Source organism: Bartonella sp. MM97QHHN (genome assembly GCF_042194285.1).
In the GTDB taxonomy this organism is placed as follows: Bacteria; Pseudomonadota; Alphaproteobacteria; order Rhizobiales; family Rhizobiaceae; genus Bartonella.
This window is the reverse complement of sequence record NZ_JBHIMS010000074.1, coordinates 1-12,446: the sequence shown is the minus strand read 5'-3', so window position 1 is coordinate 12,446 and position 12,446 is coordinate 1. Positions and strand designations below refer to the sequence as shown.

The 12,446-nt window shown below is 38.7% G+C and carries 11 protein-coding genes, 1 tRNA gene and 1 pseudogene; 3 read left to right on the top strand and 10 right to left on the bottom strand.

Annotation, left to right across the window (positions count from 1 at the left end; translation table 11 throughout):
• The first annotated feature begins 162 nt into the window (after positions 1 to 162).
• Positions 163 to 247, top strand: a tRNA-Leu gene (locus tag ACFIJW_RS04080).
• Positions 248 to 1,584: 1,337 nt separating this feature from the next.
• On the opposite strand, the gene ACFIJW_RS04075 is transcribed toward ACFIJW_RS04080, so the two are convergent.
• From ACFIJW_RS04075 to fumC (ACFIJW_RS04060), 4 genes and pseudogenes are all read right to left on the bottom strand, one after another.
• Positions 1,585 to 2,472, bottom strand: coding sequence for an outer membrane protein (locus ACFIJW_RS04075; RefSeq protein ID WP_375633389.1), 888 nt, complete (start codon positions 2,470 to 2,472; stop codon positions 1,585 to 1,587).
• 625 nt (positions 2,473 to 3,097) lie between these two features.
• A pseudogene (gene fumC / locus ACFIJW_RS04070) lies at positions 3,098 to 3,277 on the bottom strand (class II fumarate hydratase); the annotation flags it as partial.
• Between the two features lie 680 nt (positions 3,278 to 3,957).
• Positions 3,958 to 4,113 (bottom strand): hypothetical protein, encoded by a 156-nt coding sequence (locus ACFIJW_RS04065; protein WP_375633388.1) that lies wholly within the window; start codon positions 4,111 to 4,113, stop codon positions 3,958 to 3,960.
• A gap of 197 nt (positions 4,114 to 4,310) precedes the next feature.
• Positions 4,311 to 5,699: a class II fumarate hydratase gene (gene fumC, locus ACFIJW_RS04060; protein WP_375633387.1), complete on the bottom strand. Its 1,389-nt coding sequence runs from the start codon at positions 5,697 to 5,699 to the stop codon at positions 4,311 to 4,313.
• Positions 5,700 to 5,926: 227 nt separating this feature from the next.
• Here fumC (ACFIJW_RS04060) and groES point away from each other — a divergent pair, with 227 nt between their 5' ends.
• Together groES and groL are read left to right on the top strand one after the other, a co-directional pair.
• The gene (gene groES, locus ACFIJW_RS04055; RefSeq protein ID WP_005774667.1) at positions 5,927 to 6,223 is read left to right on the top strand and encodes a co-chaperone GroES; all 297 of its coding nucleotides are present in this window, start codon (positions 5,927 to 5,929) and stop codon (positions 6,221 to 6,223) included.
• Between the two features lie 58 nt (positions 6,224 to 6,281).
• Positions 6,282 to 7,925 (top strand): chaperonin GroEL, encoded by a 1,644-nt coding sequence (gene groL, locus ACFIJW_RS04050; protein ID WP_375606493.1) that lies wholly within the window; start codon positions 6,282 to 6,284, stop codon positions 7,923 to 7,925.
• Between the two features lie 750 nt (positions 7,926 to 8,675).
• On the opposite strand, the gene ACFIJW_RS04045 is transcribed toward groL, so the two are convergent.
• The 6 genes from ACFIJW_RS04045 to ACFIJW_RS04020 all read right to left on the bottom strand — a co-directional run bounded on the left by ACFIJW_RS04045 (position 8,676) and on the right by ACFIJW_RS04020 (position 12,157).
• Positions 8,676 to 8,828, bottom strand: coding sequence for a hypothetical protein (locus ACFIJW_RS04045; protein ID WP_375633386.1), 153 nt, complete (start codon positions 8,826 to 8,828; stop codon positions 8,676 to 8,678).
• Positions 8,829 to 9,320: 492 nt separating this feature from the next.
• Positions 9,321 to 9,533, bottom strand: coding sequence for a hypothetical protein (locus ACFIJW_RS04040; protein WP_375617918.1), 213 nt, complete (start codon positions 9,531 to 9,533; stop codon positions 9,321 to 9,323).
• Positions 9,526 to 9,738, bottom strand: coding sequence for a hypothetical protein (locus ACFIJW_RS04035; RefSeq protein WP_375633385.1), 213 nt, complete (start codon positions 9,736 to 9,738; stop codon positions 9,526 to 9,528). The genes ACFIJW_RS04040 and ACFIJW_RS04035 overlap by 8 nt, the downstream gene beginning before the upstream one ends.
• Complete coding sequence (locus tag ACFIJW_RS04030; protein ID WP_375606489.1) at positions 9,662 to 9,898, bottom strand: hypothetical protein; 237 nt, start codon at positions 9,896 to 9,898, stop codon at positions 9,662 to 9,664. The genes ACFIJW_RS04035 and ACFIJW_RS04030 overlap by 77 nt, the downstream gene beginning before the upstream one ends.
• The gene (locus tag ACFIJW_RS04025; RefSeq protein ID WP_375617920.1) at positions 9,895 to 10,557 is read right to left on the bottom strand and encodes a lysozyme; all 663 of its coding nucleotides are present in this window, start codon (positions 10,555 to 10,557) and stop codon (positions 9,895 to 9,897) included. The genes ACFIJW_RS04030 and ACFIJW_RS04025 overlap by 4 nt, the downstream gene beginning before the upstream one ends.
• Positions 10,558 to 11,230: 673 nt before the next feature.
• Positions 11,231 to 12,157: a YopJ/AvrA family T3SS effector serine/threonine acetyltransferase gene (locus tag ACFIJW_RS04020; RefSeq protein ID WP_375633384.1), complete on the bottom strand. Its 927-nt coding sequence runs from the start codon at positions 12,155 to 12,157 to the stop codon at positions 11,231 to 11,233.
• Positions 12,158 to 12,446: the final 289 nt, after the last annotated feature.

Here is a 12,446-nt window from a genome sequence, read left to right as displayed (position 1 = left end):
AGAGAAATCCAATAAAGAAAGTATTTCATAAAATAGATAAGAAAATGATATGAATTCTTAAAAAATGAGAAGTCTTCTGTTGACGAATCTGTTCTTCTTCATATAGTGCAAAGGAATAATCGACAAGTCTGTCTTTTATAGTCCTGTCTTTTATAGCAGTGTGCGGGTGTGGTGGAACTGGTAGACGCGCCAGACTCAAAATCTGGTTCCGAGAGGAGTGTCGGTTCGAGTCCGACCACCCGCACCACTTCATAAATATTTTCCTTTATCCTGTTATGGCGCATCACGTTGTTTTATAGAACGTGGGATTTATAAAACATGGGGGGTTATAAAACGTGGGATTTATAGACCGTTTCAATGTTTTGCATGTTGAATGAAAAAACTCGAATACCGTAGGATTCTTTCATTTCAAGTCTGTTTATAGTAAATCAACTAAAATCATGTCGCTTGTATGTTACAAGCTAGATGAGCTCGCGTGGAGTGAAATTTTACAAAAAATGAATAAAAATGCCTCTTATGCCGTTTCAAGGGCATCATTGGAGGTAAAGTGTATGATGGATGGTGCCAGCTTGCACTTTTATTGAAGTGTAGAGATGCTGCTCTATAGATTTTATATTCCTGTGGGTGCTGTCGCAAAATGGGCTTGAGGGTTTTGAGAGCTGTTTCTTTAAAACACGCATGTGAATTGGCAACCCAAGTATCTTGAATTTGAGTGTGTTTGGTTTGAAGCGCTGCCGTATGATATGAAGGGTGTGATCCAAAAAAGATCCGTGAGAAACACCAGCATGAGGTAACGCGTAATCTCCTCTCTTTAAAAGACAGTGCTTTAGAGGCTTTTGAAAGTTGTAAAGCAGAGGGAAATGGTAAGATTGGAAATTGGTTTTTACCTTGAAAACTTCATGTGCTTCCTAAATGAAGCTGTCTCCCCGTTACAGAAATTACATAAACAGAGAACCGCAATATCCTCTTTCCACTCTGGCATACAATAGCGGTAAAATACTGTTGTTTGAAGTGTGGTAATATAGGGCATACTTCCTTGAAACGTTACAGTATTTTTTCGGTGTGTGTTGGATATTCTTAAATGTGTTTGTCTTGCTTTAGGTTTAAAGGCATTCCATGCGGAGGAGCCCAAAGAAACCCGCTAAAATCCCCCAAGAGTCCCCAAGGGTTTTTGTGTTTTTATAAACGGACATGGTGTTTAAAAATGGGTGTTTAAAATGGGTTTTCAGAATCTTTATCCTTTAAGAGCGGGGAGGCCAAGTCAACATTATCTTATAAAACTGCAATTGATGCACAATATCCATATTTATTTTAAAGAAATATCTCTTAAATAACGGCTCTCATTTATTTTACGATGGCGCCCAATGGTATGATGGTAAAGCTTTTATATTCCAAATGTATTACATGAAAGGGGGAGAGAGGATAGGAGCTTGCTTTAAGAGAGGGAGAGGCTTTATTGTTTCGTGACTATTTGTTTACAGTTTAGTACTGGTTTTTAGAATCTACGTCTTTTTAGGGGGAAAGGGGCATTAAAAAACCCCGTTTTTAACAGGGTTTTTTAATCGTTCAATTTTTCTACAAAACTTAGAATTTATAAGCGATACCAAAGCGAACATCATGCGTTTGAGAAGAGATTTTAAGGTTATCGTTTGCAAATTTCTTTTTAAAAAAATCTGAATAACGATATTCTGTACGCATGATGATATTATCTGTCATTGCAAGATCAAAACCACCACCAACAGTGTAACCAAACATTGTTTTTGTCTCATCTAACACATTGCCAGAAGCAAAAATTGTCGAATCTTCTTGCGATTTTGATAAAAGTGACATGATATATTGCATCTGTGTATAGGCTATACCCCCTGCAATATAAGGCATAAGACGATGGGAAGCAAAACCAATACGCGCACGCGTGGCACCAGACCACGTTTCTTTCAATGTTACACTGCTAACAACAATGTCACCATAGTTGGATATCGTTTCACCCTGAGCTGCAGGTTTTATGATAGGAATCCCAGCTTTTTTAAAGGCAATGTTAATGGAGTTTGATTCATCTAGAATTTTCTTTCCATTGTCTGTTTGGGTGCTTTTCCTTCCAGACCAGACCATATCGGTATCAAAACCGAAAACAAGATCTCCCAGATCAATATTAGAACCTGCATACAAACCTGCTCTCAATCCTGATAGTTTCGGTGATAAATCTCTATCAACCCAAGCCCATTTTCCTTCCCTAGCTTCTTGTGCGTAATTTAGAGTATTTTTATTGGAAAAATATCCAATTTGTCCTCCAAAATAAAAACCAGACCAAGAAAAAGGCGCAGAAACAGTAACCGGTGAAATACGTGACGATGAAATATCTTGCAATGAAACCTTCGGTTCTGATTGCTTAAAGATTACCGTATCTGCTGCTTGCGCTGTTGAAGCGGTAATGAAGGTGAAAATAGATAGTGCAACTAAACATTTTGTTTTCATAAAAACGTCCCCAATTTATTTCAGATACAAATCGTATTATATACAAATTGGTTAAAAAAATCTATACTTAATATCATTATGAAAACTAAAATACGTATAAACTCTATAATTATCCATATTTAAGCGTTCTTAAAACTTGTTTTCATGCTATTATCCCGCGTTTATATTGATTTTTCAGGATTTTTTATACTCTTTCAATGTTCTCTGTGTTTTAGAAAAAATTATAGTATAGTAAATAAGCTTTTTACTTATTTAAAAAACATTATTTTATACATATTAAAACACTTTTTGTTATTAAACGTATTATCCATTATGATTGACATCAATGTGCTTACATATTCAATTGATCGTAAAAAATGCATATTGGCACCATCATATTCGTTGCTCGTTTCTGATATTGTGTAGCTTTGTATTGCGATAGCCTTTTGAGCACTTGAGAGGATGAGCGACTTTATTTCTTTTTTATCTATATGCCACTTTTGCTTATGATAATCCAAGCGAATAGTTTTGATTGATTGAATGGAATACGAAGAATAAGAAGGAGTAAAGTGCGAGAATCTCAAGTCTCATGAGGTTTCTTATGCGCCATGTAAAACGGATAAACTCTCCGTTCCGTTTGCTTAAAGCCGGAACGTGGATGAGAGCCTAAAAACTGAATGTCGTTGGCGATTTTAAACAGATTAGCGCGTGCATTCAGGTTTTTGTGGAAATGGGTGAGGGTGCCATAATGGGCAAATGCCTCCAATTTCTTGCGAGCTGTCAAGTATATCCCCGTCAGAGAGCTGATTGTTTCAGCAAAGGTCAAAACCTTTCAGTGCATTGAGTTTTTTCCAACAGCTGTTCCTCTATTGAGCACCCCCATCTTCACGCTTCATAAAAGAGACATTTTTCAATGTTCCTAAACCCATTTCATGACAGCGATTGTGAATGATATAATAATAAATCTATTGAGCACTCCCATCTTCACGCTTCATAAAAGAGACATTTCTCAATGTTCCTAAACCCATTTCACGACAGCGATTGTAAATGGTATAATGATAAATCTATTGAGCACCTCTTTTACGCTTCATAAAGGAGTACGCCGGTACCATTACTATATTTGCCAGTTCGTGGGGTGTTGTGACAGTCCTCTCCACAATGTTGTGACAGGCCCCTTTGTCCGTTGTGACAGTCCTTGGCACTTGAGGTGGTTCATTAGAGGTGTTTTTGTCCTTATCGGATACAATTTCTATTCACACATTCATTGCGTTTGTGATGTGCAAGTCAGTGATTTTGATTGATGCAACATGGGACCAATTTAAAATGAGAAAATCTTACGGTATTTAGGATTCTCATTCAATATGGATAACGCTAGATTATCATTATAAATAAACACATTATCTCATTGAGATAAGAGTTATCTACCCAATGTTATCAATAATGATAACATTGTAAAGCGTCGATGAATTCATTAATCTTTTTATACTTCGATTGAAACTATGTCTATTAATACCGATAACACCGATTTTTTTGAGCTAATTCTGTTTGGCTGATAGCTAATAGATTTTCAAAATCAAGACGCGAAGCTAGAATGAAAAACACCTTAAGGTCATATCCATTTAAATCACTTTCTGCCAGTATAGCCATTGGGTGTTGAGCCATGATTATCCATGCCTTTCCAAAACCGTTGTGCTTTTTAAGTACAATATAGCAACAAAACCACCATAGCATAAATGCGGATCAGAGCCTAAAATGAACGCTGTGGGTAATTGTTATCGGTCATCATCGGGGTGTAAACACCCCGATCTTTTGACAAAAAGATTTGTTTTAAGATGTTTGCATCTTTTTTAGTGGGTTGTTTATTGGGGAGAAATCATCTTTTTGGGATCAACTAATCGGTCATAATCCTCTACAAAAACACCTGCTTTTAATGCTTCGGTGCGCAAAGTTGTATCATTTTTATGCGCTGCTTTGGCAATTTCAGCAGCTTTTTCATAGCCAATTTCTGGTGCAAGAGCTGTGACTAACATGAGTGAGCGCTCCATGAGCGAGTGAATATGAACACGATTGGCCCGTAATCCTTGAATGCAATGCATATCAAAAGAACGCATGCAATCACCAAGAAGGGTAATTGATTGTAAAACGTTATAGCCAATAACAGGTTTATAAACGTTGAGTTCAAAGTGTCCTTGGCTTGCGGCAAAGGTTACGCTGGTGTGATTACCAAAAACTTGGCATGCAACCATGGTTAAGGCTTCACATTGCGTGGGGTTAACTTTGCCGGGCATAATAGAAGATCCGGGTTCATTTTCAGGAAGACTGAGTTCCCCTAAACCAGAACGTGGACCAGAGCCTAAAAACCGAATGTCATTGGCAATTTTAAACAGATCAGCAGCGAGAGCATTCAAGCTTCCGTGGAAATGCGCAAGGGCGCCATGATGGGCAAGTGCTTCAAATTTATTGCTGGCAGTTTGGAATGTTATTCCTGTGAGAGTGCTCATTGTTTGCGCAAAAGCAACGTCAAAACCTTTTGGCGCATTCAGCCCTGTGCCAACAGCCGTACCACCCTGAGCAAGCATTTGGACATCGGTTAGAGCATTTTCAATACGCTGAAGATTGGCTTCTAATGCGGCACGATAGCCTGAAAATTCTTGCCCTAAGGTTAAAGGGGTTGCATCTTGGGTATGGGTGCGGCCGATTTTAATGATATCTGCAAATTCTTGCTCTTTTTGTTTTAATGTCGCAATAAGAGCTTCAAGGATTGGCAATAAGTGTTGGCGTGTTTGCAACGTGGTGGCAATGTGAAGCGCCGTGGGAAAGGAATCGTTCGATGATTGGCTCATATTGACATGGTCATTGGGATGAACTGGTTTTTTGCTTCCAAGTTTTCCTCCCAAAATCTTACTAGCACGATTAGCAATGACTTCATTGACATTCATATTGCTTTGTGTGCCAGAACCTGTTTGCCAGACGGATAGTGGGAAATGTGTATCAAAATCGCCAGCAAGCACTTCATCAGCGGCGGCAATAATTGCTTTTCCAATATTTTCTGGTAGTTTTCCTTTGTCCATATTTACAATCGCTGCTGCTTTTTTGACAAGGACTAAAGCATAGATGATGGCAAGAGGCTGCTTTTCACTGCCAATATTAAAATTATGCAGAGAACGTTCAGTTTGTGCGCCCCAATAACGATCTTGACGTACCGAAATCGTTCCAAAGCTATCCGTTTCCTGACGTGTTTCAACCATGATAAGATCCTTTTTTGTTCACGGGTTCTCAAAAAAGATAGATAACGCGAAAGTGCAATAAGAGGCAAGACTTTGAAGCTTCATTTAGAGAAATTATTTTTATGGCTATTCTTGACATTGAGAGATGCCGATTTTATATCTAACACATGCTAGCACTCGTAGTTTGAGAGTGCTAGCAAGAACTTTTAAGATTAATGCAATTATGTTCAGTTTTAAGGATTTAAAACATGGCTAATATACAATTCCGCCCACTTCACGACCGTGTCGTTGTCCGTCGGGTTGAATCTGAAAATAAAACGGCTGGTGGGATTATCATCCCTGATACAGCAAAAGAAAAACCCCAAGAAGGCGAAGTGATTGCTGTTGGCAATGGCGCTCTCGATGATAACGGAAAGCGCGTGCCTTTAGAAGTCAAAACAGGAGATCGTATTTTGTTTGGAAAATGGTCTGGAACTGAAGTCAAGATTAATGGGGAAGACCTCCTCATTATGAAAGAATCTGACATTATGGGAATTATGGGCTAATTGAAGCGCTTAATTTTTCATTGTGTACTATTTTGAGAAAACTCCAAGGAGAAATTAAATGGCTGCTAAAGAAGTCAAATTTGGCCGTGAAGCGCGTGAGCGTTTGTTGCGCGGTGTCGACATCCTTGCTAATGCTGTTAAGGTGACACTCGGCCCTAAAGGTCGCAATGTGGTGATTGATAAATCATTCGGTGCGCCCCGCATCACAAAAGATGGTGTATCCGTTGCAAAGGAAATCGAACTGGAAGATAAGTTCGAAAATATGGGTGCACAAATGTTGCGCGAAGTTGCTTCTAAAACCAATGATATTGCTGGTGATGGAACAACAACAGCAACTGTTTTAGGACAAGCTATTGTGCAAGAAGGTGTTAAAGCTGTTGCTGCGGGCATGAACCCAATGGATCTTAAACGTGGGATTGATGCTGCTGTTGAAGAAGTGGTGGCAAACCTCTTCAAAAAAGCAAAAAAAATTCAAACTTCAGCAGAGATTGCACAGGTGGGAACAATTTCCGCTAATGGCGCTGCTGAAATCGGTAAAATGATCGCTGATGCTATGGAAAAAGTGGGCAATGAAGGCGTCATTACCGTTGAAGAAGCTAAAACTGCTGAAACGGAATTAGAAGTCGTTGAAGGAATGCAATTTGACCGTGGGTATCTTTCCCCTTATTTTGTCACAAATGCTGAGAAAATGGTCGCTGATCTTGATGATCCTTACATTCTCATTCACGAAAAGAAATTGTCTAATTTGCAATCTCTTCTTCCTGTGCTTGAAGCTGTTGTTCAGTCTGGAAAACCACTTCTCATTATCGCTGAAGATGTGGAAGGTGAAGCTTTGGCAACGCTCGTTGTCAACAAATTGCGTGGTGGTTTGAAAATTGCTGCTGTAAAAGCTCCTGGATTTGGTGACCGTCGTAAAGCAATGTTAGAGGATATCGCTATCTTGACATCCGGACAGGTTATTTCTGAAGATGTGGGCATTAAACTTGAAAATGTCACTTTGGATATGCTTGGACGTGCAAAGAAAGTGAATATTTCTAAAGAAAACACCACCATTATTGATGGTGCTGGACAAAAGGCTGAAATTACTGCTCGCGTCAATCAAATCAAGGCTCAGATTGAAGAAACAACTTCTGACTATGACCGTGAAAAATTGCAAGAAAGACTTGCTAAACTCGCTGGTGGTGTTGCTGTTATCCGTGTGGGTGGTGCAACAGAAGTTGAAGTGAAAGAAAAGAAAGACCGTGTTGATGATGCTTTGAATGCAACACGTGCTGCTGTTGAAGAAGGTATTGTTGCTGGTGGTGGTACCGCATTGTTGCGTGCAGCAAATGCGTTGACCGTTAAGGGAAGTAATCCTGACCAAGAAGCTGGTATTAGTATCGTTCGTCGTGCTCTACAAGCACCAGCGCGCCAGATTGCAAGCAATGCTGGTGAAGAAGCTGCTATTATTGTGGGCAAAGTGCTGGAAAATAATGCTGACACTTATGGTTACAATACCGCAACTGGTGAATTCGGTGATTTGATTGCTTTGGGAATTGTTGATCCTGTGAAAGTTGTGCGTTCTGCTCTTCAGAATGCGGCTTCAATTGCGAGCCTTCTGATCACAACAGAAGCAATGGTTGCTGAAGTTCCAAAGAAAGATACACCAATGCCTCCGATGCCTGCTGGTGGAATGGGCGGAATGGGTGGAATGGATTTCTAAGCTCTTTTCCATAGAAATAATAAAGAAACGGGTCTTCTGTGCCCGTTTTTTTTATGCTTTTTCACGTTTCATACAGTTTTTCCTTTTATGACAGTTTCTTTATCTTATAGGATTGTTCTATTCTCCTCTGGTTGATCTACCGTTATTGTGAATGAATCTCATTCTCGGTTCTTGGCTTTTTCTCTTGTTTTTATGAAATGTTTCTATTGTGCGGGGATCGTGGTTTCCTTTGAAAATATTGTGCTAATAAAAATATAACTCTTTGATTTATAATAATTTATTCCTAATACAGTTCTGTTTTTTCATTTCAGGTTTATGCATGCCCCGTTAAAAAATCCTGTGTTTGTGCTTCATAGGGTGAGAGGTCACTACGGTTTTTATGAACCAACGTAATCATTAAAAGTCAGTAGTTAAGAAGAGTCAGTAGTTAAGAGTTAGTACCTATTGAGCGTTGGAAAGACAGAGTTGAAAAGAGCATGATGGGGCTGGTTTGTTTTTTATGAATAAGATGCTGGTATTTCAAGCTTTTGCATAGGGGAATAAGCATCTCTCTGTTTAGTTGATCTCTGAAATGGGGAGACTGCTCCATTTGAGAAGCTTAAAGATAAAAGCTAATTTTTCGCCTTGCTCTCATCTTTTTTTCGGTAAGCTCATCACCTAAACTGGAGCCAAACCCATGTTGTTATATTCAAGTTCTGTTTGTTGCCTATATTGTGACAGAAAATTCTTAAGTGGGGAGCAATTTTTGAGCTAAGGGGACCATGACAGGTAGCTGAAAAAATCATGACGAGACAATAGGCGCGCTTGTGTTAGAATTTTTAATGCTTCTGATGATAAAGGCACGCGAAATTCTGTTGTAGCCTCATGCTTTCTTTTCATATTTTCGAGCCAAGGATTTTCCATATATTCTCTTCAACTTGACCTTTATGCATAGGACATAAGGGAATTGGGGGTGGGAATTGAGAGGGTGGGAGGAGCCGGCTTGCTTTTTTATTCAACGTAAAGATGAGAGGCTTTATGTAAGGCTACCATTACATTGCTTGTTTATGCACTTCTTTAAAAGAAATATCTTTTAATACAAATTCTTGGCAATGCTATTTATGAAGAGTATAAAATCATTTTGATATCAATAGATTATTAAAAAAATGTATGTTGGTATGATCCTTTTCTTATGTTACCAAAGTTGCTGATTTACGCGTTGGTTAAAAATCTCTCTTCATACCCCTAAATTCATTTCATGAAAGCGTTTGTGAAGAGCACGACGTTTATGAGGCGTGTAAAAAATTCTCGTGAGACATGAAAAAATCATTAATAAAATCTCCATGTTTTCAAAAAATAACGAATGGCTTTTTATCTTTTTAAAAGATTTAACACGTCTCACGTTTTTTATTTATTTTAGAGCTGAATATTCGATTTTTGTGTAAAAATACTTCCCAGCACATCTATGATCCGTGAAAAATCAAGTGCTAATAAGAAAATGATGAATATAATCCACTTCGTATAGCGTGACATCATTTTTACACTTTTATACGTTGTGATGATTTCTTGTAGGATTTCTTTTTCCTTTTCTGTAAGCTCTGTTTGTTTTTCTGTTTTTTTTCTAGCCATGTTTCCACCCACACAAGCCTTCCCCTTGTTTGTTATGCTTTAAAATATCTCTTGCGAGATTTGAACTGATGATATTGAGATCTTTTTTCTCTAAATAAATGGGCATCCAACCAACGCAAGAAAAAGGCTCATTGATTGTTTTTATCGCGCAACCAGTGAGTAAGAGAAGCGCGTACATCAGCATCACTTTTTTGATTAATTTCATTTTCCACCTCTAGCCGTGTTGTTGATGACTTTAGCGTTTTTTCTATTTGCTTTTGTTGTTCAACTTTCTTTCCAAGAGTGAAAGCTTTTGCTAAAGCGATAAAAAAAGCGGTCAGAGCCGCTCCTGTTATCATCAGATTTTTTTTCAACCACCACATCATAAGCTCTGCTCCCGAAACCGTTTTGCCACAAAGAAAATGCCAACGCAGGCGGCTAAAACCATAATGGTTGCTAATGCCCATTGGATGGGACCATTGCCTGCCAATAAGCCCCCAAGTCCAGAAAAAGAACCAATAATCGGTGTAAGCGCTTCTGCTTTGAAAAATCCCATTGGAGCTTGCGTTTCTACAGTTTGGTAGTTGGGAGAAACATAAGCTCCTTTTGCCCATAATCCCGATTCTGCTGCACGACGGTGCACTAAACCGTGAAGACGTTTTCCTCCTGCTTTAGTCCACTTTTGTAACTCAGCAGGGACGGCTTCATATTCGCCATTATTGAGTTTTTTGAGCAGGGTCGAATTACAAAAAGCCGATGTTCCTATATTATAGCAAAACGATACGAGCGCGGCGAATTGTTCATCCGTTAAAGAAACCGTCACATGTTTTTCAACGGTATTTTCAAATTGTCTTAAATCTTGAGAAAGAACTTCTTCTGCTTGTTTTTCAGTAATGATCATGCCCTTGTGAACGAACGGTTTGCCAGCCGTGCTGGTATGACCATAGCCAATTGTCCACACCCCGATGGCATCTTTATGGGCATGTAAACGCAATCCTTCCCATTGTTTAATGAGTGCAAGCCCTGCTGCTGATATTTTTCTCATTTGCTTCTCCATAAAATAAAGCCTCACGGTAACGTGAGGCTGGTTGACAGATTAAAAATGAATTTTTTCACGCTTCAAAAACAGAAGAGATGTGAAACTTTTATGAAATCAAAAGGTTGGTTGTGACATCTTAGGGAATGGGGAATGGTTGGCCAAGAGGGATCATAGTCGGCCAAGTGGGGTAATGGTTGGGCTGGTGTTTTCCGTTAAGAGAGGTTGTAGATTTTAAGAGCTTGTCCTGGTGTTTTTGATGGAGCCTTCTTGGGGTACGGGCGGTTGTTTGGTTGATGCACGATAAGTGTGGTCTATTGCGGTTGTTTGGTCGTATGGCATTGATGTGGGGGTGTTTGAGATACGAAGTGGATACTCTCAGAAAAACAAGACATATGCTTTTACTGAAGACGAAAGCATTAAATATTTTATGTATCAAACGTTTTGCTTATCCAAAGAGTCTCATTGTTACACAGAGCTTTAGGCTAACAAGAGCTGTGGAATTTTGATACAATTTTAAGAGGGGCTGGTTTTTATAGGACAAAGGTGTTTTTTCTTTAAGAGGAAAGTTGTTTGCTATTTTTGTTTTATGAACGCAAAAGCTGGTTTGCTTAGAGAAATCTTAGCCGTAAAGCAGCCTCTCTTCGTTCTTTGATGAATAGGAATATGGAAAAAGCCTCAATTACATCGTTAAAGATTTGTATTCAGTGAGCCTTTTTTGGTGGGAAGAAACGGAAACAGTTTTTCCCTCTGTTTCTCTTAAGTTTTTTTCAAATCTCTCTCTCAGAGTTTCACCTTTTTTGTTGACTGTTTCATGTTCAGCATCGGGATTGGCTTTTAAATAGTGTTCTAGACGTCTTCTTCCTTGTGTGTGTTTATAAAAAGTGGTTGGAAGATAGGAATCTAACTTTTCAGCAGATAAAGATGAGTTGGGTTCACATAATACACCCTTAACATTATCTTTGTGCAATCTTGCTAATTTATCAGATTCAAGATGAAGCTTTTTGGCAAGGCTTAAGCTGAACATCCCACATTCAGAAGAGCTTCGCTGAATATCCATTTCTGCCGTAGTAAAAGAATAAGGAGGCAGTTGAAGACATTGAAGGGTTTGATTTATTTTTATCCCTAGTTTGCAAGCTGTGATATTCTGAAATGTTGTAGGTTCAAGCATAATCAAAGAGATTTTCTCATCAACTTTTTGATAATCAAGGACGGCAAAGTGGATTTTGCTTCCCGAATTTACTATAAATCGGGCAGATTTTGCGTCGCTCTCAACGACTTCTTTTAGGGCGTGCGAAAACTCTTCTGCTGTAAGAGCCAATTTGAGATTCATGTCTGGATATTTGCTGTTTGCTTTTTCTACGAGAGCCGGCATCAATCTAATATCTGTGTTTTCATAATAAGCGTTAATCCAACGGCCGGTGACAAGATCATCTTCTAAGCCTGTAATAATATCTTTTAATTCGTCAGAACTCGGTGCAACATGTTCTTCTTCTGTTTGGATGGAACTTTGCATCAAACGTGCAATAAGGTCTTCTAAAGATTCATTTGCACCTGCTCCTTCTGGTGTTTGTGAGGAATGAGGGAGGGAAGAATCTTGTGGCTTCATAATCTTAGCCTCTATATTGATGATTGATAAATGATATTATTTCTTCAATTCTGGCTAAACAATGTTTGCAGGAAAGATTTTTAACTAAAAAAAAACAAAGAGATGAAATCCCACGCTTTTCAGAGTCAAAGGTAAGGTATCTTTTTGTCTTTTAAGAGGTCACATTGCTTACTGTTTGCATCTATACCTCTTTACCTCTTTCAAAAGGAAAAGAAGATTTGCTAACAGCAATTTATGCCTTACCGTAAAGCTACAGAGCTTCATTCTTTGTGGATGTGGAATATGGCTA

Bases quoted from the DNA above. Each gene is read 5' to 3' on its own strand.
- ACFIJW_RS04045 (WP_375633386.1), bottom strand. From the start codon at position 8,828: ATGGAAAATCCTTGGCTCGAAAATATGAAAAGAAAGCATGAGGCTACA.
- fumC (WP_375633387.1), bottom strand. From the start codon at position 5,699: ATGGTTGAAACACGTCAGGAAACGGATAGCTTTGGAACGATTTCGGTA.
- ACFIJW_RS04025 (WP_375617920.1), bottom strand. From the start codon at position 10,557: ATGAGAAAAATATCAGCAGCAGGGCTTGCACTCATTAAACAATGGGAA.
- ACFIJW_RS04030 (WP_375606489.1), bottom strand. From the start codon at position 9,898: ATGATGTGGTGGTTGAAAAAAAATCTGATGATAACAGGAGCGGCTCTG.
- ACFIJW_RS04020 (WP_375633384.1), bottom strand. From the start codon at position 12,157: ATGAAGCCACAAGATTCTTCCCTCCCTCATTCCTCACAAACACCAGAA.
- ACFIJW_RS04040 (WP_375617918.1), bottom strand. From the start codon at position 9,533: ATGGCTAGAAAAAAAACAGAAAAACAAACAGAGCTTACAGAAAAGGAA.
- ACFIJW_RS04065 (WP_375633388.1), bottom strand. From the start codon at position 4,113: ATGGCTCAACACCCAATGGCTATACTGGCAGAAAGTGATTTAAATGGA.
- groES (WP_005774667.1), top strand. From the start codon at position 5,927: ATGGCTAATATACAATTCCGCCCACTTCACGACCGTGTCGTTGTCCGT.
- ACFIJW_RS04075 (WP_375633389.1), bottom strand. From the start codon at position 2,472: ATGAAAACAAAATGTTTAGTTGCACTATCTATTTTCACCTTCATTACC.
- groL (WP_375606493.1), top strand. From the start codon at position 6,282: ATGGCTGCTAAAGAAGTCAAATTTGGCCGTGAAGCGCGTGAGCGTTTG.
- ACFIJW_RS04035 (WP_375633385.1), bottom strand. From the start codon at position 9,738: ATGAAATTAATCAAAAAAGTGATGCTGATGTACGCGCTTCTCTTACTC.